The 23,812-nt window shown below is 70.1% G+C and carries 25 protein-coding genes; 11 read left to right on the forward strand and 14 right to left on the reverse strand.

Going from position 1 to position 23,812, the window contains the following annotated elements:
* Position 1: 1 nt before the first annotated feature.
* Positions 2-937: a LysR substrate-binding domain-containing protein gene (locus tag ABID77_RS00925; protein ID WP_429589585.1), complete on the reverse strand. Its 936-nt coding sequence runs from the start codon at positions 935-937 to the stop codon at positions 2-4.
* 110 nt (positions 938-1,047) lie between these two features.
* Here ABID77_RS00925 and ABID77_RS00930 point away from each other — a divergent pair, with 110 nt between their 5' ends.
* Positions 1,048-2,124, forward strand: a complete 1,077-nt coding sequence (locus ABID77_RS00930; protein WP_429589588.1) for a tartrate dehydrogenase — start codon at positions 1,048-1,050, stop codon at positions 2,122-2,124.
* Positions 2,125-2,300: 176 nt separating this feature from the next.
* Here ABID77_RS00930 and ABID77_RS00935 read toward each other — a convergent pair whose 3' ends face one another.
* The 4 genes from ABID77_RS00935 to ABID77_RS00950 all read right to left on the reverse strand — a co-directional run bounded on the left by ABID77_RS00935 (position 2,301) and on the right by ABID77_RS00950 (position 5,925).
* Positions 2,301-2,600: a flagellar protein FliT gene (locus tag ABID77_RS00935; protein WP_429589592.1), complete on the reverse strand. Its 300-nt coding sequence runs from the start codon at positions 2,598-2,600 to the stop codon at positions 2,301-2,303.
* 41 nt (positions 2,601-2,641) lie between these two features.
* Positions 2,642-3,055 (reverse strand): flagellar export chaperone FliS, encoded by a 414-nt coding sequence (gene fliS / locus ABID77_RS00940; protein ID WP_429589595.1) that lies wholly within the window; start codon positions 3,053-3,055, stop codon positions 2,642-2,644.
* A 68-nt stretch (positions 3,056-3,123) separates the two neighbouring features.
* A complete protein-coding gene (fliD, locus tag ABID77_RS00945) occupies positions 3,124-4,614 on the reverse strand; it encodes a flagellar filament capping protein FliD (RefSeq protein ID WP_429589599.1) in 1,491 nt (496 codons plus the stop codon).
* 150 nt (positions 4,615-4,764) lie between these two features.
* On the reverse strand, positions 4,765-5,925 hold the full coding sequence (locus ABID77_RS00950; protein WP_429589602.1) for a flagellin: 1,161 nt from the start codon (positions 5,923-5,925) through the stop codon (positions 4,765-4,767).
* A 611-nt stretch (positions 5,926-6,536) separates the two neighbouring features.
* Here ABID77_RS00950 and flhD point away from each other — a divergent pair.
* The 8 genes from flhD (at position 6,537) to ABID77_RS00990 (ending at position 15,640) form a co-directional block, all read left to right on the forward strand.
* Positions 6,537-6,869, forward strand: coding sequence for a flagellar transcriptional regulator FlhD (gene flhD, locus ABID77_RS00955; RefSeq protein ID WP_429589605.1), 333 nt, complete (start codon positions 6,537-6,539; stop codon positions 6,867-6,869).
* Positions 6,870-6,911: 42 nt separating this feature from the next.
* The gene (gene flhC, locus ABID77_RS00960) at positions 6,912-7,451 is read left to right on the forward strand and encodes a flagellar transcriptional regulator FlhC (RefSeq protein WP_429589608.1); all 540 of its coding nucleotides are present in this window, start codon (positions 6,912-6,914) and stop codon (positions 7,449-7,451) included.
* A gap of 145 nt (positions 7,452-7,596) precedes the next feature.
* The gene (gene motA / locus ABID77_RS00965) at positions 7,597-8,454 is read left to right on the forward strand and encodes a flagellar motor stator protein MotA (protein ID WP_429589611.1); all 858 of its coding nucleotides are present in this window, start codon (positions 7,597-7,599) and stop codon (positions 8,452-8,454) included.
* A gap of 15 nt (positions 8,455-8,469) precedes the next feature.
* Entirely contained in the window at positions 8,470-9,489 is a 1,020-nt protein-coding gene (gene motB / locus ABID77_RS00970) for a flagellar motor protein MotB (RefSeq protein ID WP_429589612.1), read from the forward strand.
* A 304-nt stretch (positions 9,490-9,793) separates the two neighbouring features.
* Positions 9,794-10,981 carry an EscU/YscU/HrcU family type III secretion system export apparatus switch protein gene (locus tag ABID77_RS00975; protein ID WP_429589615.1) on the forward strand — a complete coding sequence of 396 codons (1,188 nt, stop codon included), beginning with the start codon at positions 9,794-9,796 and terminating at the stop codon, positions 10,979-10,981.
* Positions 10,978-13,059 (forward strand): flagellar biosynthesis protein FlhA, encoded by a 2,082-nt coding sequence (flhA, locus tag ABID77_RS00980; RefSeq protein ID WP_429589618.1) that lies wholly within the window; start codon positions 10,978-10,980, stop codon positions 13,057-13,059. Before ABID77_RS00975 ends, flhA begins: the two co-directional genes overlap by 4 nt.
* Positions 13,056-14,849: a flagellar biosynthesis protein FlhF gene (gene flhF, locus ABID77_RS00985; protein WP_429589621.1), complete on the forward strand. Its 1,794-nt coding sequence runs from the start codon at positions 13,056-13,058 to the stop codon at positions 14,847-14,849. Before flhA ends, flhF begins: the two co-directional genes overlap by 4 nt.
* A gap of 35 nt (positions 14,850-14,884) precedes the next feature.
* Entirely contained in the window at positions 14,885-15,640 is a 756-nt protein-coding gene (locus ABID77_RS00990) for an RNA polymerase sigma factor FliA (RefSeq protein WP_429589624.1), read from the forward strand.
* 34 nt (positions 15,641-15,674) lie between these two features.
* Here ABID77_RS00990 and ABID77_RS00995 read toward each other — a convergent pair whose 3' ends face one another.
* Genes ABID77_RS00995 through ABID77_RS01005 form a run of 3 tightly spaced genes read right to left on the reverse strand, consistent with a single transcriptional unit; the run spans position 15,675 to position 17,839 of the window.
* Positions 15,675-16,121 carry a hypothetical protein gene (locus tag ABID77_RS00995; RefSeq protein WP_429589627.1) on the reverse strand — a complete coding sequence of 149 codons (447 nt, stop codon included), beginning with the start codon at positions 16,119-16,121 and terminating at the stop codon, positions 15,675-15,677.
* A gap of 45 nt (positions 16,122-16,166) precedes the next feature.
* A complete protein-coding gene (locus ABID77_RS01000) occupies positions 16,167-16,655 on the reverse strand; it encodes a hypothetical protein (RefSeq protein WP_429589630.1) in 489 nt (162 codons plus the stop codon).
* 29 nt (positions 16,656-16,684) lie between these two features.
* Complete coding sequence (locus tag ABID77_RS01005) at positions 16,685-17,839, reverse strand: zinc-dependent alcohol dehydrogenase (RefSeq protein WP_429589634.1); 1,155 nt, start codon at positions 17,837-17,839, stop codon at positions 16,685-16,687.
* A gap of 232 nt (positions 17,840-18,071) precedes the next feature.
* Here ABID77_RS01005 and ABID77_RS01010 point away from each other — a divergent pair, with 232 nt between their 5' ends.
* Positions 18,072-18,755, forward strand: a complete 684-nt coding sequence (locus ABID77_RS01010) for a sugar transferase (protein WP_429589637.1) — start codon at positions 18,072-18,074, stop codon at positions 18,753-18,755.
* 12 nt (positions 18,756-18,767) lie between these two features.
* Positions 18,768-19,844, forward strand: a complete 1,077-nt coding sequence (locus ABID77_RS01015) for a glycosyltransferase (protein ID WP_429589640.1) — start codon at positions 18,768-18,770, stop codon at positions 19,842-19,844.
* 38 nt (positions 19,845-19,882) lie between these two features.
* Here ABID77_RS01015 and ABID77_RS01020 read toward each other — a convergent pair whose 3' ends face one another.
* The 6 genes from ABID77_RS01020 to flgA form a co-directional block, all read right to left on the reverse strand.
* Positions 19,883-20,671: an OBAP family protein gene (locus ABID77_RS01020; RefSeq protein ID WP_429589643.1), complete on the reverse strand. Its 789-nt coding sequence runs from the start codon at positions 20,669-20,671 to the stop codon at positions 19,883-19,885.
* Complete coding sequence (locus ABID77_RS01025) at positions 20,671-21,660, reverse strand: patatin-like phospholipase family protein (protein ID WP_429589645.1); 990 nt, start codon at positions 21,658-21,660, stop codon at positions 20,671-20,673. Before ABID77_RS01025 ends, ABID77_RS01020 begins: the two co-directional genes overlap by 1 nt.
* A gap of 304 nt (positions 21,661-21,964) precedes the next feature.
* Positions 21,965-22,198 carry a hypothetical protein gene (locus ABID77_RS01030; protein ID WP_429589647.1) on the reverse strand — a complete coding sequence of 78 codons (234 nt, stop codon included), beginning with the start codon at positions 22,196-22,198 and terminating at the stop codon, positions 21,965-21,967.
* 59 nt (positions 22,199-22,257) lie between these two features.
* Positions 22,258-22,617 carry a hypothetical protein gene (locus ABID77_RS01035; RefSeq protein ID WP_429589650.1) on the reverse strand — a complete coding sequence of 120 codons (360 nt, stop codon included), beginning with the start codon at positions 22,615-22,617 and terminating at the stop codon, positions 22,258-22,260.
* Positions 22,618-22,622: 5 nt separating this feature from the next.
* Complete coding sequence (gene flgM / locus ABID77_RS01040) at positions 22,623-22,934, reverse strand: flagellar biosynthesis anti-sigma factor FlgM (protein WP_429589653.1); 312 nt, start codon at positions 22,932-22,934, stop codon at positions 22,623-22,625.
* Between the two features lie 104 nt (positions 22,935-23,038).
* Entirely contained in the window at positions 23,039-23,779 is a 741-nt protein-coding gene (flgA, locus tag ABID77_RS01045; protein ID WP_429589656.1) for a flagellar basal body P-ring formation chaperone FlgA, read from the reverse strand.
* Positions 23,780-23,812: the final 33 nt, after the last annotated feature.

The raw sequence follows: 23,812 nt of genomic DNA on the forward strand, positions 1-23,812 counted from the left end.
CTCAGGCGGCGGGCGTCACCGCGCCGCCGTCGAGTCCCGCGAACGAGCGTTCCAGGAACTCCACGCACACCCGCACCTTGGCCGAATGCGCGAGGCGCGTCGGGTAGACGGCCCAGACGTTGGCCTCCTGCCGGTGGTCCGGCAGCACCCGCACCAGGCGGCCCTCGCGCAGCAGCGGGCCGACCTGCCAGATCGAGCGCAGCACGATGCCGCGTCCGTCGACCGCCCACTGCACGGCGATCTCGCCGTGGTTGGTCGACATCGATCCGGTCACCTTCACGGTCTGCGCGTCGCCGCCGGCCGCTTCCAGTTTCCAGACGCCGAAGGGATGGTCGCGCTCGCGGATCACCAGGCAGTCGTGCGCGGCCAGGTCGGCCAGCGACTGCGGCGCGCCGCGCCGCGCGAGGTAGTCGGGCGACGCGCACAGCACCCGGTGGTTGGCCGCCAGCCGGCGCGCGATGAACTGCGGCGCGATGGCGTCGCCCACCCGCACGTCGAGGTCGAAGCCGTCGCCGGCGATGTCGACCAGGTGGTCGAACAGTTCCAGCCGCACCGCCATCGTCGGGTGCGCGGCGATCATCCGCGCCAGCGCCGGCGCCACCACCTGCCGCCCGAAGCCGAAACTCCCGCTCACCCGCAGCAATCCTCGCGGGGCCCGCCGCGCGGCGGCGACCTCCTCGACCAGGCTGTCGAGATCGTCGAGCACGCGCAGGGCCCAGACGTAGACGCGCTCGCCTTCCTCGGTGACGGTCACGCGCCGCGTCGTGCGATGCAGCAGCCGGGTGGCGAGCTGGGTCTCCAGCACGCGGATGCGCTTGGTCACGTAGGCGGGCGACACGCCCAGCATCTGCGCGGCGGCGCGGAAGCTGGTCTGGCGCGTCACGGCGACGAAGACGCGCAGGTCATCGGTGGCGGGAGTGGCAGGGGTGTTGTTCACGCGGCGTGCACGATCGATTGACGAAACACCCCATGGTAGAGCGGGCGTGAATTCACGACACTCGGTGTCTTCCATCCACATCCGCAACCCGATCCAGGAGACACGCACCCATGAGCAACCGCCCCTTCGACATCGCACTCATCCCCGGCGACGGCATCGGCAAGGAGGTCATCCCCGAGGGCGTCCGCGTGCTCGAGGCCGCCGCGAAGCGCTTCGGCCTGACGCTGAACTTCAAGCCCATCGAGTGGGCCAGCTGCGACTACCACGCCGCGCACGGCCAGATGATGCCGGACGACTGGAAGGCGCAGCTCCAGCCCATGGACGCGATCTACTTCGGCGCCGTCGGCTGGCCCGCCGCAGTGCCCGACCACGTCTCGCTGTGGGGCTCGCTGCTGAAGTTCCGGCGCGAGTTCGACCAGTACATCAACCTGCGCCCGGTGCGCCTGTTCGAGGGCGTGCCGTGCCCGCTGGCCAATCGCAAGCCCGGCGACATCGACTACTTCGTGGTGCGCGAGAACACCGAGGGCGAGTACACCAACCTCGGCGGCGTGATGTACGCCGGCACCGAGCGCGAGATCGTGGTGCAGGAGACGGTGATGAGCCGCTTCGGCACCGACCGCGTGCTGAAGTACGCCTACGAGCTGGCCAAGTCGCGCCCACGCAAGCACCTGACCGTGGCCACCAAGAGCAACGGCATCGCCATCAGCATGCCCTGGTGGGACGGCCGCGCCGACGCGGTGGGGCAGGGCTATCCGGAGGTCACGGTCGACAAGCAGCACATCGACATCCTGACGGCGCGCTTCGTCATGCAGCCGCAGCGCTTCGACGTCGTGGTGGCGAGCAACCTGTTCGGCGACATCCTGTCGGACCTGGGACCGGCGACCACCGGCACCATCGGCCTGGCGCCCTCGGCCAACCTGAACCCGGAGCGCGACTTCCCGTCGCTGTTCGAGCCGGTGCACGGCTCGGCGCCCGACATCTACGGCCAGAACATCGCCAACCCGATCGCCATGATCTGGTCGGGCGCCCTGATGCTGGACTTCCTCGGCTGCAAGCCGGCGCACGACGCCATCGTGGCGGCCATCGAGCAGGTGCTGGCCCAAGGCCCGCGCACGCGCGACCTGGGCGGCACGGCTTCCACCACCGAAGTGGGCGAGGCCATCGCATCCATCGTCGCCAAGGGCTGAGCGATCCTCTGCCGCTCAGGCCCAGGACACCGAGGAACCGGCTCCGCCGGGCCTCTGGTGTCGCCCCCTGGAAGGGGGTTGGCGCTGCTACGCGAAGCGAGCAAGCCTGGGGGTGAGCCCATTTCTCCCCTGGAAGGGAGTTGGCGAAGCGACACGCAGTGCGCGAAGACTGGGGGTCAGTGCACTTGTTGAGCGCGCGGTTCGAGCAACTGGTCGAACTGCGACAGCCAGGGCTCGGCCAGGGTGCGGATCTCGGCGTCGTGGCGCAGGATGCGCTGCATCACGCGCATCTTCTCGGCGCGGTCCTCGCGCGGCAGGTCCTCGGAGCGGGCCTTGTAGCGCAGCTGCTCGATGAGCACCACGCACACGCCCTCGCAGCGCACCACGGCGTCCCAGTCCTCGCGGCGGGCGGCGCGCAGCATCTGGCTGCTCGCTTCCTCGATCGCGGTGTAGTAGTCGAGCAGGCGTTCTTGCATGGGGGACTCGATTCGGAAGTGCTGCTGCATGGCGATGGCGTTCACGCGGCTTGCGCCTTGCGCTGGCGGCCCATGTCCTTCCAGCCGTCGGCCACCGGGGTGATGAGCGCGACGACCTCGGCCAGCGCACTCGCGTCGTTGCGGGCGTTGCCCTGCGTCAGGCGCTGGATGCAGTAGTCGTAGAGGGCGCGCAGGCGCCGGGCCAGTTCGCCGCCGCGCTGGTCGTCCAGGCCACCCTTCAAGCCCTCTTCCAGGAAACGCACCGCGCGCTGGATCTGCGTGCCCTTGGTCGCCACGTCGCCGCGCGAGAGCGCGCCGCGCGCCGCGTTGACGGCTTGCAGCAGGCCGTCGAACAGCAGCACGATGAGCTGGTGGGCATCGGCGCCGTCGACGCTCGACTGGGCACCGACGGTCTTGTAGGCCGAGGCGGCGCGAAGGCTGGGAGGGGTGTACATGGCGCGTTGTCCTTTGCAGTTCTTGTTCTTGTTATCGGCAGGCGACGAGGGAACTCAAGGCCCAGTTTTCAGGTGGACTTGTTCCACTGTGCGATTTGTTGCGTGACGTAGGTGTTGAGCGCCGTCAGCGACGAGACGGTGGTGTCGAGCGCCGAGTACTGCTTGCGCAGGCGCGCCTCGGTCAGCGTCAGGCGGGTGTTCACGCGGTCCTGGTCCTTGCCGTTGGCGGTCTTCTGCGCCTGCAGCGAGTCGGTCTTGCCGCTGAGCGAGCCGCCCGTGCCGATGGCGTCCTGGGTGAAGGCGGCGAAGCGGGTGGCGAAGCCGGTGGTGGCGTCGCCGACCGCGCCCGTGCCGGTGGTACCGGTGGTGCCGGTGGCGCTCGTCGTGGCGGCCGCGGCGGAGAAGAACTGCCGCACCGCCGCGGGGTCGGCCAGCGCCTTGGTGAGCTTGGCGTCGTCGACGACCAGGTTGCCGGTGGCGTCCTTGCCCACCGAGATGCCCAGGTCCGACAGCTGCTTGATCGCGCCGCCGCCCGAGGTCGCCCCCACCATGCTGCGCAGGGCGTTCTGCAGGCCGCGCGTGGTGCCGTCGCCCTGGAGCAGGGCGGCGGTCTTGGTGGTGGCGTCGTACTTCATCGCCGAATTGAACATGTCGTTCGTGGCGTTGTAGGCGGTGACGAAGGTCTTGATCGCGGTGCGCATGGCGCTGGTGTCGGACGTCACGTCGATCTGCACCGGCGTGGTGGTCACCTGCGACAGCGTGAGCGACACCCCGGTCACGGTGTCGGCCAGGGTGTTGGTGGGCGAGCTGACGTCGATGCCGTTGATGGTGGCCTTGGCGTTCTGGCCGTACTGGACCTTGCCCGCGGCCATGCCCTTGCCGCCGGCCGGATCGTCGAAGGCCAGCACGCCCAGTCCGGGGCCGGTGGAAGTGCCGTCGTCGGTGGTCTGGATGCGGAAGCCCGCCGCTTCGCCGGTGGTGCTCGATCGCATCATCAGCCGCTCGCCCGACGCGTCCTTGATGACCGTGGCCGAGACGCCGGCGCCGGCCGCGTTGATCTTGGTGGCGATGCTGCTCATGGTGTCGGTCGCCGTCACGGCCACCGAGACGGCCGCGGCCGTGCCCTGCGTGAACGCGGGCGTCGGGCCGCCGCTCCAGGAGCCCAGCGCGATCGAGAGGTTGCCGCTGCCCACGGTGGAGCCCGGCGGGCTGACGGCCGCCGAGGCCGCGGTCTGGGCGCGGGCCAGCGTGGAGACGGAGACCTCGAAGGAACTGATGGAGGCGCTGGGTGTGCCGGCGAGGGAGGCCGAAATGGCCGCGGCGTTGCCGGTGGCGGCCGTCTTGCCGTCCCAGATCGCGGCCTTGGCCAGCGCGCCGGCCGCGTCGGAGAGCGACGAGAGCTGCGACTTGATGGTGCCGAAGGCCGAGATCTTGCTGGTGAGGGTGCTGGCTTTGGTCTGCAGCGAGGTCAGCGGCTGCTTCTCCACGGCCATCAGCTTGGTGACGATGCCGTCGACATCGAGGCCGCTGCCGATGCCGGCCGATGAAATGGTTGCCATGGTCTTTGTCCTCTGCTTGTCCGAAGGTAGCGCTTACGCCACGGATGCGTCATGCAAAAGGCGGCGAACGGAATTCTCCGTTCGCCGCCCGGGGCCGAAACCTTCAGGAAGACCCTGAAGAGCCCCCTGTTTTCGTTTTTACGACTGGAATCAGCGCAGCAGCGACAGAACGCCCTGGGGCAGCTGGTTGGCCTGGGCCACCATCGCCGTGCCGGCCTGCTGCAGGATCTGCGAGCGCGACAGGTTGGCGGTTTCGGCCGCGAAGTCGGCGTCCGTGATCCGGCTGCGCGAGGCGGTCAGGTTCTCGGCCGAGCTGGCCAGGTTGGAGACCACCGATTCGAAGCGGTTCTGGACGGCGCCCAGGTCGGCGCGCGAGGAGTTGACCGACTTGAGCGCGGCGTCCATGGCCAGGATGGCGTTGTCGGCGCCGTCCGTGGTGGAGACGTCGAGGTTGGCGAAACCGGTCTGGGCCGTGCCTGCGACGGTGGCGGCGGCGGTCGTGCCCGCGGTCAGGCCGGTGTTGGTGACCGTGCCGGCGATGACGATCGAGGCGCTGCCCGCGGACTTCAGCGTGACGGCGCCTGTCGCGGCGTCCGCCGTCGCCGTGACGCCGGTATCGGCCGTCTTGGCGTTGATCGCCGCGGCGACGTTGGCGCCTTGGCCCTTGACGTCCGCGCCGGCGGTCACGGCACCGATGTTGACGCCGTTGATGCTGAACGCATTGGCCGCGATGGCTCCGGCTGCGGCCGGTGCAGCGCCGTTGACCGTCGCGGCGGTGGTCGCCACCGAGGTCCAGGTGCCGAGCGCCGTGGTCGTGGCGTTGGCGACGCTCGCGATGTTGATGGTCTCGCCCTGGTTGGCGCCGACCTGGAAGGCCTGTGCCGTGAACGAGCCGTCGAGCAGCTTGGTGCCGTTGAACGAGGTCTGGCTGGCGACGCGGCCGATTTCGTCCTTGAGTTGCGAGACTTCCTTCTGCAGCGCGGCGCGGTCGTCAGCCGAGTTGGTGGCGTTGCGCGACTGCACGGCGATCTCACGGACGCGCTGCAGGTTGTTGCTGATGGTGCCCAGGGCGCTTTCGGCGGTCTGCGCCAGCGAGATGCCGTCGTTGGCGTTGCGGCCGGCTTGCGTCAGGCCCTTGATCTGGGCGGTCATGCGCTCGGAGATGGCGAGGCCGGCGGCGTCGTCCTTGGCGCTGTTGATGCGCATGCCCGACGACAGGCGCTGCATCGACGTGGTCAGCGAGTTCTGGCTGGCGCCCAGGTTGCGCTGAGCGTTGAGCGAGTTGATGTTTGTATTAATGACGGAAGGCATGATCAGATTCCTTGAAGGTGTTGAGTTACGGCATTGCTGCCAATGTCATCGCCAGTCACTGACACTGGCTTACCGGTCAAACCTCGCTGTGAGGCCCGATGTGTGGTTTTCGGGCGGTCGAGGCGGAGTCTTTAGGCTTTTTATTTTTCTTTTTGACCCTCAAGAAATCGTCGTGGCGATCGATAGGCGCGTGCGGCGACCCCTCGGACGAACGGAAACGGTGTCGGACAAAACCTGAAACGAGCGAAAGTTGGCGTTTACGTCGGTTGCAAACAACACTTTCGGTCGAAATTCGTGCTTCTGTTACAAAAAAGATGGCCTACAGGCAGGGGGTGGAAGGACTTTCCAGCACGAATGCAAAAGAGTTAACGATTGAGTATTTCAATCTGTAACGAGTATGAAAGATTACATAAATCAACTTCATCAATTGAGTCGATAGCCTGTTTGTGTATGCCTTCGTTTTACACGAGTACCTTAGATGTAGGAATTTGCCTTGCCGCCTTGTCGGAGAACCGGTCCGAGTTGACAGTTGTTTGCCTATTAAAGTTTTTGTTACGCGCTCCACAATCGCTCCATCGAACGACAGGACCGCGGTCCGCGAAAGGCACAAGATGACGAGCGAACAGATGCTGACGGAGATCCGGGAAGCCAACCTCACCTACCTCATGCTCTCCCAGAGCCTGATCCGCCAGGACAAGGCGCAGGCGCTGTTCCGCCTGGGCATCTCGGAGGAATCGGCCGACCTGATCGCCACGCTGTCGCCCTCGCAGATCATGAAGCTGGCCTCCAGCAACATGCTGCTGTGCCGCTTCCGCGCCGACGACGACATGGTCTGGAACCTGCTGACCCAGCACAACCTGCCGGCCCGCACGGCCAACGAGTCCACCGCCCGCCTGCATGCGAACCTGCTGATGTCCAGCCGCTTCGCCGAAGCCTCGATCTGAGCCGCCCGTCCTCGTCGTCCAACCCTCAGGAGCCTCTCACTCATGCCCACTCACAAGAGCATCGTCGGTGAATCGCGTCAGATCGAACGGGCCGTCAGCCTGATCGAGATGGGTGCCCGGCTCCAGGTCCTGGAGAGCGAGACCGAGCTGTCCTACGAGCGGCTGCTGCGCCTCTACAAGGAAGTGGCGGGCAAGTCGCCCTCCAAGGGCCAGCTGCCGTTCTCGACCGACTGGTTCCTGACGTGGCAACCCAACATCCACGCCTCGCTGTTCCACAACATCTACACCTACCTGGCCAAGACCAGCACGCTCGAAGGCATCGACGCGCTGATCAAGGCCTACCAGCTCTACACCGAGCAGGTCGGCGTCTGCGGGCTCGATCCGCAGCTGTCGATCACGCGGGCCTGGCGCCTGGTGCGCTTCATGGAGGCCCAGATGCTGGCCATGACCCCGTGCTCCAAGTGCGGCGGGCATTTCGTCACCGAGCCCTACGAGAACGCGCGTCATTTCGTCTGCGGCCTGTGCGAGCCGCCGGCGCGCGCGGGCAAGGGCGCGGCCGCCGGCAGCATCCAGCTGCAGTAGCCGTCGCCGTGGGGTGGCGCCGCGTGAGCGGGCGCTACCTAAGACTCGAACAAGGGCCCTTCGCGGGCCCTTATTCATGGACCGTCCGGACCCGTGTCGCGGCCCAATACAAGCCTACTGAAGAAGAAAGCCAGGCCCTCATCCCATGTTCGTCATCATCGGTTATCTCGTCGCGATCGGCTGCATCTTCGGTGGCTACATCATCCACGGCGGCAACATCGGCGTCGTGCTCCACGCGCTGCCCATCGAGCTGATGGTGATCGGGGGAGGGGCCATCGGCGCCTTCGTCGTCAACAACCAGCCCAAGGTGCTCAAGAGCACGATGAAGCTGCTGCCCAGCGCCTTCAAGGGCTCCAAGTACACCAAGGCGCGCTACCTCGACCTGATGGCGCTGCTCTACGACATCCTGCAGAAGGCGCGCAAGGACGGCCTGATGTCGATCGAGAAGGACGTCGAGACGCCGCACGACTCGCCGATCTTCCAGAAGTATCCCAAGCTCGCGAACGACCACCACGTCGTCGAGTTCACCACCGACTACCTGCGCATGATGGTCTCGGGCAACCTCAACGCCCACGAGATCGAGGCGCTGATGGAAAGCGAGATCGACACCCACCACTCCGAGGCGCATGCGCCGGTGGCGGCCATCGCCCGGCTCGCGGGCGGCCTGCCGGCCTTCGGCATCGTGGCGGCGGTGCTGGGCGTGGTGAACACCATGGGCTCGGTCGGCCAGCCGCCGGCGGTGCTCGGCGGGATGATCGGCTCGGCGCTGGTGGGCACCTTCCTGGGCATCCTGCTGGCCTACGGCATCGTCGAGCCGCTGGGCGGCCTGCTGGAGCAGAAGGTCGAGGACGGCTCCAAGGAACTGCAGTGCATCAAGACCACGCTGCTGGCGAGCATGCAGGGCTACAACCCCACCACCGCGATCGAGTTCGGCCGCAAGGTGCTGTTCTCGACCGAGCGCCCGAGCTTCAGCGAGCTCGAGACCTACGTCAAAAAGAAGTGATGCGAGGAACCTGACATGGCGACAGCACAGGGAGCGAAGAAGCTCCAGCCGATCATCGTCAAGCGCGTCAAGAAGGCGGCGCACGCGCATCACGGCGGGGCCTGGAAGATCGCCTACGCCGACTTCGTGACGGCCATGATGGCCTTCTTCCTGCTGATGTGGCTGCTGGGCTCGACCGCCAAGGGCGACCTGCAGGGCATCGCGTCGTACTTCCACTCGCCGCTGAAGGTGGAGATGTCGGGCGGGCCGGGCTCGGGCAGCAGCTCGAGCATCGTCACGGGCGGCGGCAAGGACCTCTCGCGCACGCACGGCGAGGTCAAGAGCGCGCAGGGCGAGGCCAAGTCCAAGCCCGACGAGGCCGGCAAGAGCGAGCAGGCGCGCCAGCAGGACGCCAAGCGCATGGCCACGTTGCGCGCCCGGATCGAGGACCTGATCGAGAACAACCCCAAGCTGCGCGAGTACCGCTCGCAGATCCGGCTGCAGATGTCGATCGACGGGCTGGAGATCCAGATCGTCGACGACCAAAACCGCCCGATGTTCGACAGCGGCAGCGCGCTGGTGAAGCCCTACATGCGCACCATCCTGCAGGACATCGGCACGGCGTTGAACGGCATCGAGAACCGCGTCAGCCTGGCCGGCCACACCGACGCCGCGCCCTACGGCAACGGCGACCGGGGCTACGGCAACTGGGAACTCTCGGCCGACCGGGCCAACGCCTCGCGGCGCGAGCTGGTGGCCTCGGGCATGCCCGACGACAAGCTGGTGCGCGTGGTCGGCGTGGCCGCGAGCGACCTGCTCGACAAGGACAACAAGCTCGCGCCCGTGAACCGGCGCATCAGCATCACCGTGCTCACGCGCGAGGGCGAATCGCGCCTGATGGGCGGCGGTCCGGCGATGGAGGGCAACGACGCGGTGAAGGCGATCACCGACCAGATGAAGGCGCAGGACAAGAGCGTCGCGCGCGAGCCGGTGGCGCCCGCGCGCGAGTCCGGCCGCGCGGCCAAGGTGGCGGCGACCGAGCCGGCTCAGCGCTGAGGTAGCAGGAGCAGGAGCAGGAGCAGGAGGCGAAACCTGCCCCGAGATTCCCGTCTTGCTCCCTCTCCCTCCGGGAGAGGGCGGGGGTGAGGGCCGACGGCGGTGACCGGCGCCGCCATCGCATCCACCGCCCGCAGCCCCTCTCCCCGCCTCTCCCCGGAGCGGAGAGGCGTCACTCCGGCTCCCGCGTTCCGAAGGAAGGCGTCGATCCAGACGCCCCGAAAGGCGCCGTTTTCCCCCTCTGATCCGCCTTTAGATTTCCCCCCGGCTGCGGACAATTCCTGGCAACGCACACCGCATCGCCATGTCATCCACCAGCCAGGACCGCAACCTCCCCGCCACGCAGCGCAAGCTCGACAAGGCCCGCAAGGACGGCCAGGTCGCCCGCTCGCGCGACCTGTCGCACCTGGCGGTGGTGGGCACCGGCGCCGTCGCGCTGATGCTGCTGGCGCCCACGGGCTTCGAGGCGATGCGCGCCGCGCTCGCGCAGGCGCTGGTCTTCGACGCGGCCACGGTGTCCGACCCGGCCCAGATGCTCGCGCGGCTGGCCAGGCTGGCGGGCTTCGGGCTCGCGGTGTGCGCGCTCTTCGCCGGCATCGTGCTGTTCGTCGCCGTGGGCAGCACCATCGCGGCGGGCGGCTGGGTGGCCAGCGCCAAGGCCATCACGCCCGACTTCGGCCGGCTCAACCCGCTCTCGGGCATCGCCAACCTGTTCTCCAAGCAGCAGCTCTTCAACGTCGCCAAGCTGGTGTTCATGTCGGCGCTGCTGGGCCTGACGGGCTGGTTGTTCCTCAGCGGCTCGATCGGCACCGTGACGCAGATGATGACGCAGCCCGCGCCCGCGGCCCTGCGCACCCTGGGCGACTGGCTCGTCTCGGGCATGGGCCTGATGCTGCTGGTGGTGCTGACCGCGGCGGTGGTCGACGTGCCGCTGCAGGGCTTCTTCCACCGCGCCAAGCTGAAGATGTCGCACGAGGACGTCAAGCAGGAGCACAAGGAGTCCGAGGGCGACCCGCACACCAAGGGCCGCCAGCGCAGCGCGGCGCGCGAGATCGCCCAGCGCGCGAGCATCGGCGCCGTGCCCAAGGCCGACTTCGTCCTGATGAACCCGACGCACTTCGCCGTCGCGGTGCGCTACGACGACCAGACCATGAACGCGCCGCAGGTGATCTCCAAGGGCGCCGACCTGCTGGCCATGCGCATCCGCGACATCGCCACCGAGCACAAGATCCCGGTGGTGCAGTCGCCGATGCTCGCGCGCGCGCTGTTCGCCCACGCCGAGATCGACCAGTCCATCCCGTCGAGCCTCTACACGGCCGTGGCCCAGGTGCTGGCCTACGTCTACCGCCTGAAGGCCGCGCTGCGCGGCGAGGGTCCCATGCCGGCCTCGGTGCCCGAACCCTTCGTGCCGCCCGAGCTCGATCCGCTCCACAAGAAGAAGACCGCCGCCGACGCCGCGATCGCCGCCAACACCACCACCCCCGCCCCATGATCCAGAACTTCGCTTCCGCCCGCCAATGGATGGGCAACAACGGCGGCATGGTCCAGCGCGCGGCCGCGCCGCTGCTGGTGATCTCGATCCTGGCGCTGATGGTGCTGCCGATCCCGCCGGGGATGCTCGACGTCTTCTTCACGCTCAACATCGCCGTCGCGCTGATGGTGATGATGGTGGCGGCGTACATGGTGCGGCCGCTGGACTTCGCGGCGTTCCCGAGCGTGCTGCTGCTCACCACGCTGATGCGCCTGTCGCTCAACGTCGCCTCCACGCGCGTCGTGCTGCTCGAGGGCCACACCGGCCCGGGCGCCGCTGGCGCGGTGATCGAGGCCTTCGGCCACTTCCTCATCGGCGGCAACTTCGCCGTCGGCCTGATCGTCTTCGCGATCCTGGTGGTGATCAATTTCGTGGTGGTGACCAAGGGCTCCGAGCGCATCGCCGAGGTGTCGGCGCGCTTCACGCTCGACGCCATGCCCGGCAAGCAGATGGCGGTCGACGCCGACCTGAGCTCGGGCAACATCGACGAGAAGGAGGCCCGTCGCCGGCGCCTGGAGGTGGCCGAGGAGGCGAACTTCTTCGGCTCCATGGACGGTGCGTCGAAGTTCGTGCGCGGCGACGCGATCGCCGGCATTCTGATCCTGATCATCAGCATCGTCGGGGGCTTCGCCATCGGCGTGCTGCAGCACGGCCTGTCGGCGGGCAAGGCGGCCGACACCTACATCCTGCTGGCGGTGGGCGACGCGCTAGTGGCGCAGATCCCGGGCCTGCTGATCTCGGTGGCCGCGGCGATGGTGGTCTCGCGCGTGGGCCGCGAGGACGACGTCGGCAAGCAGATCATCTCCCAGCTGCTGACCTCGCCGCGCGTGCTGGGCCTCACGGCCGGCATCCTGGGGCTGCTGGGCGTGATCCCGGGCATGCCGCACCTGGTGTTCCTGGGCATGGCCGCGCTGCTGGGCTACGGCGCCTGGGCCAGCCACAAGCGCCCGGCCGCCGCGGCGCCGGAGGCCGCCGTCGGCGCGCCCGCGGCCGACGCCGAGGCCACCTGGGACGACCTGCTGCCGGTCGATCCGCTGGGCCTGGAGCTGGGCTACCGCCTGATCGCGCTGGTCGACAAGGACCGCCAGGGCGACCTGCTCACGCGCATCAAGGGCGTGCGCCGCAAGTTCGCTCAGGAGGTGGGCTTCCTGCCGCCGGCCGTGCACGTGCGCGACAACCTCGAATTGAAGCCCAGCGGCTACCGCGTGACCCTGCGCGGCGTGGTGGTGGCCGAGGGCGAGGCCTTCCCCGGCATGTACCTGGCGATCAATCCCGGCGGCATCACGATGCCGCTGCTGGGCACCGCCACCACCGACCCGGCCTTCGGCCTGCCGGCGCACTGGATCGAGGAGCGGCAGAAGGAAGCCGCGCAAATGGGCGGTTTCACGGTCGTTGATTCGGAGACCGTGATGGCGACCCATCTGTCACATTTGATGCAAGTGCAGGCCGCGAAGTTGCTGAGCCGCACGGAAACCCAACAACTGGTCGAACACGTGAGCAAACTGGCGCCGAAGCTGATCGAGGAAGTCGTACCCAAGCTGGTGTCGATCTCTTCCTTCCAGCGGGTGCTGCAGCTGCTGCTGGAAGAATCCGTGAACATCCGCGACATCCGCACCATCGTCGAGACGCTGGCAGAGAACGCCGGCGCCACCACCGACCCGGTCGAGCTGGTGCGCCGCGTGCGCACCGCGCTGGCCCCGGCCATCGTGCAGCAGATCTATGGCCCGGTGAAGGAGCTCGACGTCATCGCCATCGAGCCCGGCTTCGAGCGGCTGCTGATGCAGGCCCTGGGCAACCCCCACTCGCCGGCGCTGGACCCCGGCGTGGCCGAGGTCTTCACGCGCACCGCCGCCGAGGTGGCGCTCAAGCAGGAAGAGCGCGGCGTGCCCGCCTGCCTGCTGGTGCCCGACGGCATCCGCGGCGCCATCGCCCGCCTGGTCAAACGTTCCGCGCCGCGCCTGCAGGTGCTCGCGCACAGTGAAATTCCCGAAACCCACACGATCCGCATCGGTCCGATCCTGCGAGGAGCCAACGCATGAACATCCAACGCTTTCACGCCCCCACCGCCCGCGAAGCGCTGGCCCTGGCCCGCGCCGCCTTCGGCGATGCGACGCTGATCCTGTCGAACCGGCAGACCAGCACCGGCGTCGAGGTGATGGCATCGACCGAGGAGGCGCTGTCGCCGCTGGGCGCGCTGCAGTCGCAGGCCCAGCCGGCCGCGCAGCCGCAGGCACCGGCACCGAAGCCGCTGGCGCCGTCGCGGCCGGCCGCGTCGTCGACCTCGTCGATCCAGACCGAGCGCCGCCTGGCCAACGCCGCGCCGACGCCCTACGCACTGGTCTCCGCCGGCGGCGCCACGACCGAGGAGGTGGTGCAGGCCGACGTCGAGCAGCTGGCCATGAGCACGCTGTCGTTCCAGGACTACGTGCGCGAACGCATGCTGCGCCGTCAGACCGAGTCGACCGGCGCCGCCCCGGCCCCGGCGCCGGCCCCGGCGCCGGCCCAGGCGCGCGGCACCGTGCCGCAACCCGCGCCCCAGCCGCAGCCCCAGCCGCCGCAGTACCGCCTGACCGAACCCCAGCAGACGCAGTCGCAGCCGCCGTCGCCGCGTTTCAACGATCCGTCGTTCTTCGCCGCATCCGCCGTCGCGGCGCCGGCGCAGCCGGTCTCCTGGTTCCAGCCCGAGCCGACGACCGACGCCGCCCCGGCGCCCGCCGCCTTCGTCGAACCGCCGCCGATGGCGGCCGAGCCGCCGGTCGTCGCGCAGGAGCCGGCCCCGGCGCCCGTCGTCGCCCAGCCGGCACCGACGCCGTCGCCCGAGATCGCGCCGATCGCCGTGCGCCCCGCCGAGCCGGACGCCGCCAAGGCCGTCGCCGCCGCCAGCCTGGACGCGACGCGCGTCCTGATGGCCGAACTCGACGCCATGAAGCGACTGATGGAGGAGCGCTTCAACACGCTGTCCTGGCTCGGCCACGCCCGGCGCGATCCGGTGCATTCGAACCTGATGCTCAAGCTCATGCGCGCGGGCTACTCGCCCGCCCTGGCGCGCGAGGTGCTCGAGCCGCTGGACACCGTCGATCCGGTGGACGACGCCGACGACGCGGTCGAGGCCATGCTGGGCACGCTCGAGCGGCGCCTGGGCATCGACGCCTTCGCGCCGTCGATCGTGGAGGAGGGCGGGATCTTCGCCCTCATCGGCGCCACCGGCGTGGGCAAGACCACCACCATCGCCAAGCTGGCCTCGCAGTGCGCGGCCCGCTGGGGCGCCGCCAGCGTCGGCCTGGTCACGCTCGACGTCCAGCGCGCCGGCGCGCACGAGCAGCTGCGCGCCTTCGGCCGCGAGCTGGGCATCGTCGCCCACCAGGCGCACGACCGCGCCGAACTCCAGGAGATGCTCAGCCTGCTGTCGCTCAAGCGCCTGGTGCTGATCGACACCGCCGGCATCGCGCCGCGCGACCCGCAGCGCCAGGAACTGCTCGACCTGATCGACGTCCCCGGCGTCAAGCGCGTGGTGGTGCTCAACGCCGGCGCGCACGGCGACACGCTCGACGAGATCGCCACCGCCTTCACGGCCGACGGCACCCACCAGGCGGTGCTGACCAAGATCGACGAAGCGGCCAAGATCGGCCCGGCGCTCGACGCGCTGATGCGCCACCGCATGACGCTGCGCGGCGTGACCGACGGCCAGCGCGTGCCGCAGGACTGGCGCGCGGCCGACGCGCGCGAACTGGTCGCGCTGTCGATGGACGCCGGCCAGCGCACCACCGCCCTCGACCCGGTCGCCGCCGACCTGGACTTCTATTTCTCGCCCGCGGCCTGCGCCCTCTGAGGCACGGACCCGACCGCACCCGGAACCCCCGACCCATGCACGCAGGCACCTTCTCCGCCCCGACGTACACGGCCCGCGGCCAGCTCGGCCGCGACGCCCTGATCAAGCAGTACGTGCCGCTGGTCCAGCGGCTCGCGCACCACATGATCGCCAAGCTGCCGCCCAACGTGGAGGTCGACGACCTGATCCAGGTCGGCATGATCGGCCTGGCCGAGGCGCTGTCGCGCTACGAGCCCAGCCAGGGCGTGCAGTTCGAGACCTTCGCCACCCAGCGCATCCGCGGCGCCATGCTCGACGAGCTGCGCGAGGGCGACTGGCTCTCGCGCGGTTCGCGCAAGAGCCAGAAGGACATCGAGAAGGCCGTCTCCCGGCTGGAACACCGCCTGGGCCGCGCGCCGGTCGAGTCCGAGATCGCCGCCGAACTCGGCCTGCCGCTGGCCGACTACCAGGGTCTGCTCGGCCGGGTGCGCGGCGCGCAGCTGGTGTACCTGGAGGACATGGGCGGCAACGGCCAGGGCGAGGACGACGACGGTTTCCTCGACCGCCACGCCGCCGTCGCCGACACGGAGGCCGACCCCATGAGCCTGCTGAAGGACCAGCGCCTGCGCACCGCGCTGGTCGCGGCCATCGACACGCTGCCCGAGCGCGAGCGCTTCATCATGGGCATGTACTACGAGCAGGACATGAACCTGAAGGAGATCGCCGCCGTGCTGGGCGTGACCGAATCGCGCGTCTGCCAGCTGCACAGCCAGTCGATCGCGCGGCTGCGCTCGAAGATGCGCGGGCACTGAGCACCGGCCCGCGCCGCCGGACGGGTTGCGGGATTCAGCCCCCGCCGACCCCGACGTTCACCTTGCCCAGTCCCTCGCAGGTCGGGCAGACCCCGCCCCCCTCGGCGCGGCCCGTGCCGCCGCAGTCCCTGCAGAGGCTCTCGCCCGTGCCCGGCGTGCCGGCCGGCGCGTCGTCGCCCGGCGCGGTCGGTTCGACGGCGCTCGACAGGCCGGGTCCGCCGCCGCTGCCGCCGGCCGCCTCGGCCACCGTGCCCGGCACCTGCGCCGCCGATGCCGCCGCCGGCGGCAGCTTGCTCGTCACGCTGACCGACACCGGGTCGCTGGCGGGAAACGATTCCTCGATGCCGTGATCGAGCGCCTCCTCGGTGGGGTGCTCCACCTTGGGCGCCGATGCGGGGGTCGCATGGGCGTCGTGGTTGTCGGCGGTCGGGAACGGGAAGGCCGGGGTGCCGGCGCCGGTTTTTTCGCCGAGGTTCGTCATGGTCGTCATCTCCTTGTGTTGAACGTTCGGAAGGAAGGGGAGGGGTCAGCGCCGGACCGACCGGCGTCGCGCCACCAGGTAGACGGCGCCCAGCACCGCGGCCACGGTCAGGGCCTTCTTGGCCGCGCCCATCGGGTTGTGCGCGAGTTCGGCGCGGCCGCCCATCTCGGAATAGATGCGCGGCACGTGGCCCCGGGCCAGGTCCTCGACCAGCCCCTCGCCGACGTCGATGCGGTCGGCCAGCAGCAGCAGGAGCCAGTGGCGCAGGTCGTTCTCGCTGTAGCCGAAGGCGAAGCGGCGCACGCCGCCGCTCACGCCGCGCGGCGGCTGCGGGCTGCCGAAGACGGGCGTGATCGCCGTCCGTTCCTTCGACACCAGCACCTCGACGTGGCGGCGCTGCATCTCCGGCTCCTGCCAGCGCACCGGCGGGTCGAGCCGGGGCGGGGTGCGTTCCTTGGGATAGGCCGGGCGATTGGCGTGATCCAGATCGGCGCCCCAGCCCTTGATGTGGGCGAACTCGGGTGGTGTGTCCATGCGGTGGTGCTCCTTGGAGGCCTCGGGGATCAGACGGTGACGCCCGGGGGGATCAGGACGGGCTTGATGCAGCCGTCGAGCTTGCTCGAGAACAGGTGGTAGGCGTCGGCCGCGTCCTCCAGCGGGAAGCGGTGCGTGATGAGCCGGTGCGGCTCGACGCGACCGGCCCGGACGTGCTCGATCAGGCGCGGCAGGTGGCGCTTCACGCTGGCCTGGTTCATGCGCAGCGTCAGGCCCTTGTTGACCGCGGTGCCGATCGGCACCGCGTTGAAGGTCGGTCCGTAGACGCCGACGATCGACACCGTGCCGCCCTTGCGCACCGAATTGATCGCCCAGTGCAGCACCGTGGCGGCGCCGCCCTGGAGCTTGAGCTTCACGCCCGTCAGGTACTGGACCGCGCTGCCGGCGGCCTCGCAGCCGACGCAGTCGATGCAGACGTCGGCGCCCAGTCCGTCGGTCATCTTCTTGATGTGCATGGCCATGTCGTCGACCGACTTGAAGTCGACGGTCTCGCACTGCGCGAAGTCGCGCACGAAGGCCAGCCGGTACTCCAGGTGGTCGACCACGATCACGCGCCCGGCGCCCAGCAGCCAGGCCGACTTGGCCGCGAAGATGCCCACCGGGCCAGCGCCGAACACCACCACCGTGTCGCCCTGGCGGATGCCGCCCATCTCGGCGGCCTGGTAGCCGGTGGGGAAGGCGTCGGTGAGCATCACCGCGTCCTCCAGCAGCAGCTCGTCGGGGATCTTGGTCGGGCCGACGTCGGCGAAGGGCACGCGCACGAACTGCGCCTGTCCGCCGTCGAAACCGCCGGCGGTGTGGGAGTAGCCGTAGATGCCTCCTACGGCGCTGGCCTGCGGATTGGTGTTCTGGCAGTTGCCGTAGAGCTCGCGCTGGCAGAAGTAGCAGCTGCCGCAGAAGACGTTGAAGGGCACGATCACGCGGTCGCCTCGCTTGAGGTTGCGCACCGAGTTGCCGACGTCCACCACCGTACCCACGAACTCGTGGCCGAAGGTCGTGCCCACGCGGGTGTCGGGCACCAGCCCGTGGTAGAGGTGCAGGTCGGAGCCGCAGATGCAGGCGCGCAGCACCTGCACGATGGCGTCGTTCGGATGCTCTATGACGGGATCGGGTTTCTCGGAGACCCGCACGCGGTACGGTCCTCGGTAGTTCAGGGCGAGCATGGGTGGCGGACCTCGTGACGGATGGATCGAGATTGCCAGTCAAGGCCTTCCGGGGCGGCACCCGCGTGCGCCGCCCTATGCAGTCCTTGTAAGTCTGGACGCTGCGGCGGCGTCGCGCCGGCTCCGAAGACGCCGGGCCGTTTTCGGACCGGAGCGTGCCCGGTCCGAGCCGTCGCCGGCCCACACTGCCGCCATGCCGATGGCCCCGTTCATTCATCGGCGAGGAGGACGGATGGCGCAGGTCAGGACATTCATCGCCGCGCGGATGCGGTACCACGGCAGCCGCGCCGAGCGCTCGGGCGCCGTCCGGGAGCGGCTCGTGCTCCTGGTCCACCAGTGCCTGGCGGTCGTGCTGCTGGTCGTGCTGTCGCCCACGCTGCTCGCCGTCATGGCGTTGCTGTGGCGCGCCGACGGACTGCCGGTCTTCTTCGCCCACGACCGCGTCGGCCAGGACGGCAGGCTCTTCCGATGCCTGAAGTTCCGCTCGATGCGCCGCGACGCCGACCGGCTCCTGGCGCGGCTCCTGGCGGAAGACCCGGCCGCCGCGCTCGAATGGCAGCGCGACCGCAAGCTGACCCACGATCCGAGGATCACGGCCGTCGGCGCCTTCCTGCGCCGGACCAGCCTGGACGAACTGCCCCAGCTGCTCAACGTCGTCCGGGGCGACATGCACCTCGTGGGCCCGCGCCCCGTGACCGTCGCCGAGCTGTCGAAGTACGGCGACAGCCGGTGGCACTACGTCAGCGTCAAGCCCGGCATGACCGGCCTGTGGCAGGTCAGCGGGCGCAACGACACCACCTACGAGGAGCGCGTCGCGCTGGACCGGCGCTATGTCGAGAGCCGGTCGCTGGTCGCGGACGTCGCGATCCTGCTGCGCACCGTCAAGGTCGTCCTGCGGCGGGAAGGCGCGCGCTAGCGCCCCCCGTCCATGGAAATCACCGAAGGTCCGATCGGCTTGTCCAGGATCCTGCACCTGACGTCCACCGTCACCGACGAGGTCGTCGGCTTCCTCGGTCCCGCGACGCGCGAACTCTCCCGGATGGGTCGGCCGCAGTCGATCGTCCTTTTCGACGAGGTGCGCACCCGCGCCGACGCCGAGCGGCTGCGCCGCCACGCCGAACTCGTCGGCGTCGACGTCGCCGACGGCGGCGGCCGTGCCCGCTACCGGGCGCTCTACGAGGCCTGCTGCCGGGAGATCGCCCGCGACCGGCCGGCCACGCTCCACTTCCACGGCCTCGCCGCCTGCGTCGTCGGCGCGCTGGCCCTGCGCCGGTCCGGCGCGACGGGCCAGGTCCTCTATTCGCTCCGGGGGCGCCGCTCCCGCGTCGCGCTGCGCGCGGCCGGCTGGCTCATCGGGATGCTGGCGCGGCGCTCGCTGCGGCCGTCGCGGCGCGCGGCCGTCGCGATCTTCCCGCTCGAGGTCCGCGCGCCCGGGTCCTGCGACCTGCGCCATCTCGTGGAGCATCCGGTCCACGCGGCCTTCCTGGCGGCGCCGCGCGACGAGGCCCCGGCGCCGCGGGTCCTGAGCGGCGGCACCCACGCCGGCACGCGCTCCATCGACATCCTGTCCCAGATCGCGGTGCTCCTGAGCGCCGAGGCGCTCGCCATCGAATTCGGGTGGCTGGGCTCCATGGACGAGGCCACGGCGAGCCGCTTCCGCGCCGCCGGCATCCGGAGCGTCGACGTCGACGACGACGAGGCGGCCCGGGCCGCGGAACTCGCGCGCGGCTGGCTCTGCGTCGCGCCCGGGGGGACCCGGGGCCATCCGCTCTTCCTGGTCCAGGCCATGGCGGCGGGCCTGCCCGGCGTCGTGATGGACTGCCCGCGGCACCGGCAGGTGGTCGAGCACGGGACGACCGGCTTCGTCTGCGCCTCGGGCGACGAGATGGTCCGGGCCATCGCCATGCTGCTCGACGACTCCGGTCTGAGGCGCCGCATGGGCGACGCCGCGCGCGAGCACACGCGCGCGCGCTTCGGCCCGAGACCGCCGGATGCCGGCGGCTGACGCGCCGGACGCAGCACGTCGCCCGCGCGACCGGCGGATCAGCGCTTCGGCGCGGCCCCGCCCTGGCCGTGGCCGTGCTCCTGTCCCGTCGGATCGGCGAGCTGCGGCGCGTGGCCGGCCTGCCAGGCATCCGCGCCCGGCGCGACCGCCGGCGCGACGATCGGCTCGCGCTCCTTCTTCTTGTCGGCGCTGCGGATGCCGAAGCGCCGGTCGCGGTCCTCCACCAGCGCCGGGCGGACCTGGCCGTCGGCGGTGAATCCCATCATGAGCTGCGGCACGCCCAGCGGCAGCGTCTTCTGCCGGTCCGTGTGCCAGGTGTGCCAGGTCTTGCCGTAGGTGCCCACGAGCTTCTTCATCAGTTCGTTCTCGGCGACCTGCGGGATGCCCGGCGCGACGAGCTGTCCCGACTTCACCTCGTGCGCGTGGCTGTGCCAGAGCGCCTTCTCGGCCGCGGGCAGGTCGCGGAAGAGCCGCTCGGTCACGATGTACTCCACGCCCATCAGCTTGGCGTCGGCGACGTTGCCGTCGTAGATGACGCACTGGATCACGTCCTCGTTGAGGATGGCGCAGTAGTGGTGCGCCTCCATCTGCTCCTGCGGCCTGCCGCTGTAGAAATGGAAGCCGTCGAGGTAGGCGTTGAGGGCCTGGATGGGCGCCTTGTCCTGCAGCGCGGCCGCGCCGGCCTCCAGCGCCCTGGTCGTGGCCGAGGTGTCGGCGCCCGGCGCCCGGACGTTCGACGCCGTGTTGCTGGCGTCGCAGCCGGCGAGCCCGGCCGCGAGGGTCACGAGGGCCGCGAGCGGCAGCGATGCGAGGTGCCACGGGGCCATCAGGCGTTCCTCGCGGGGTTGCGGTCGAGGGCAGACAGGTACTGCGCCTCGATGTCGACCGACGCGGCGACGCCGAGCGACGCCCGGTGCGCCGCGAGCCACGATTCGCAAGTGGCGCGTCCCTTGCGCCGCAGCGACTCGAACAGTTCCATGCCCACGGTGCGCTTGATGGACGGCTCGGTCTCCGGCCCGGACGACGCGTCCGGCAGGCTCAGCACGTGCATGCGGATGTCGCGGCCTCGGCGGGCGTTGAAGGCGCGGAGGTCCTTCATCTCGGAGATCAGGCCCTGGGTCGAGGCGATCTCGTTGATGCGGTTGAGGATGTTCTTGGCGGTCGTGGGCGTCTCGGCGCGCGCGAGCGGGGTCAGCTCGACCATCAGCACGTCGGCGTCGGTCAGGCCCTCGTACAGCGGCCACAGGGCGGGGTTGGCGGCGTAGCTGCCGTCCCAGTAGGCCTCGTCGCCGATCTGCACCGCCTGGAACACCAGCGGCGCGCAGGCCGAGGCCAGGATGGCGTCGATCGACAGCTCGCCGGGGCCGAAGACGCGGTGCCGGCCGCTGTTGACGCCCACGGCGTTCACGTGCATCGCCGGCGCGTTCTCGCCGCGCAGGGCCTCGATGTCGATCAGCTCGTCGAGGATGAAGCGCAGCGGCCCCATGCCCAGCGGATTCACCAGGTAGGGCGACACCAGCGGGATCGCGTCGTCCCAGATCCCCCAGCCCGGCTTGCGCAGCGGCAGCAGCAGCATCGTGAAGGGGAGTCCCACCATCGCGACCCGCTGCCAGAGCAGGGCCAGGTTGGCCTTGGCGCCCTCGCGCCCGCCGTGGACCAGGCCCGTGGCCAGCGCGGCGCCGTTCAGGGCGCCGGCGCTGGTGCCGCTGATGCGCCGGATGTCGATGCCGGGCTCCTCCAGCAGGCGGTCGAGCACGCCCCACGTGAAGGCGCCGTGGGCGCCGCCGCCCTGGAGCGCGAGATTCAATTCCGTCATGGGTTCCACTTTCCTGCAGCGCTGCCCCGGACCACCATGGTTCCGGTGGAGGACCAATATGACAGGCCCGGCGCGCGGCCGGCGTAGTCCTCGGAGCCCGCGGGGCCGGAGGCCGAAGACCGGAGACGGCGGCGCGCCTGAAGGCCGCTCGCAGGGGAACGGGTGAAACGCCTACAGGTCGGCGGCGCGGACGGGCACCCACTGTCCCGTCGAGGAGTGGGAGTTCATGCGGAATTCGGCCCGGACGCGAGAGCTTCCGGGCCTTTTTTTCGTCCGCGATCCCGTCCGGGGACGGGGCCGGCGCTCAGCGCTCGAGCGTGGCGAAGGAGGAGAAGTACGGACCCAGCGCCGTGTGCGGGTCGTCGTCGAACGGCAGCTCGGTCTCCGCCTCCGGCGACGCGGTGGAGAACACGATCAGGCCGAGGGCGACGGCGAAGCACAGCCCCATCACCAGCATCAGCCCCAGCAGGGAGCCGGCCCAGTAGGCCAGCGCCAGCAGACCGATGTCGAGACCGAAGATGACGAGCAGCGGATTCATGGTGTGTGCCTGGGACGGAGAGTGGAACGATCGGCGGCTTGCTGGGAGGAGCGCTCGCGTCAGTGCGCCATCGCCGACGCTGCGGGCGAGCCGGGCATGACGTAGGTGGCGCTGGCGCGCGGCTTGATGAGGGAGGCGAGCGCGCGCTCGACCACCACGTTGCGCTGCGCGAGGCCGGTGCGCTGCATCGACAGGCGCCGGGCCACGGTCTCGATGCGGGCGCGGAACTCGCGGTCGAAGGCCTCGGCCGACAGCGCCGATTCCAGCGCGCCGGCGAAGGCCAGCGAGGCGATGCGGATGTCCGAGCAGGCGGCGTCCAGGCGCACGGCGTCGCCCTCGATGAGCACGGCGTCGACGAGGTCGAGCTGGCGCTCGACGGCGGACAGCAGTTGCTGGGTGGAATCGAGGGTGTCGGGCATGGCGGTCAGCTGCGTTGGTGGCTGAAGAATTCCTGGGCGTTGCTCAGGAGCTTGTCGGCGATGGCGCCGGAATCGACCTTGAAGCTGCCGTCGGCGATGGCCTTCTTGACGGCGGCGACCTTGGCTTCGTCGATGCCGCTGCCGGCCGAGACGACTTCCAGCGAGCGCGCGGTGGCCGAGACGGTCACCGGCACGCCGGAGGTGGCGGCGACGGCCGAGACCGGACCGGCGCCCGCCGAGCGGGTGCCGGCCGTGGCGCCGCGTGCGGCGCCCAGGGCGGCCGCCTGGGCGGCGTCGTTGAGGGGATTGATCTTCATGGTGGCTCTCCGACGACCCTGTCACAGGGTCCTTAGGCGTACTTTCGACGCTGCCGGGGAGAACTTGAGTGGTTTTTTGCACGGGGGTGGCCGGACGATCGGTATCACATGGGCAGACGGACGGTCCGCAGGTCGACCACGACGCCGTTGGCGATGCGGCCGTTCTCCATGCGCACGCGCACCGGCTGACCCACCACGCCGGGCGTGATCGCCTCGGCGTCGGAGGAGATCTCGAAGCCCGGGCCCTGCGCCACCACCCGCACCGGGGTGCCGGCGGCGAAGGCCTGGGCCGCCTTGACCATCGACTGGCGCAGGGGCTGACCCGCCACCAGCGAGCGCGAGGCCACCTGGCCGACCCACTGGGCGGGCTCGACGATCACGGGCGAGGGCTCGGCGGCCCAGTCGGCCTCGGCCTGGACGGCGTCGGCCGCCGTCAGCACGCTGCCGGCGACGACGTTGTCGCGCAGCACCCAGGCCGGGCCGAAGGCCTTGACCGTCACCGGCAGGAACACGTTCCAGCGCCCGCCGCCCTGCGTGCAGCGCAGGCCCAGGCGGGTGCGGCCCCAGAGCCGCGAGCCCACCGGGATGTAGGGCTCGACGTGGGAGCAGGGCGCCAGGCGCAGGCGCGCGTCGAGCGCGCCGATGCCGACCTCCATGCGCAGCGGCGCGGGATTGGCCGACTGCGCCTTGGACACCGCGTCGTCGAGCCACTGCTGGGTGGAGGCGATGAACTCGGGCGTCACCTCGGCGCCGTCCGACGGCGCCTGCTGCGCCCGTGCCGGTGCCGGACCCAGGGCCAGGGCGGCGGCGCACACGGCGGCGGCGAGCAGGGGAGGGAGGCGCATGCGGCGGATTCCTTGTGGATCTGGAACGAAAGA

The organism is Variovorax sp. PvP013 (assembly GCF_050435945.1).
Classification (GTDB): domain Bacteria; phylum Pseudomonadota; class Gammaproteobacteria; order Burkholderiales; family Burkholderiaceae_C; genus Variovorax.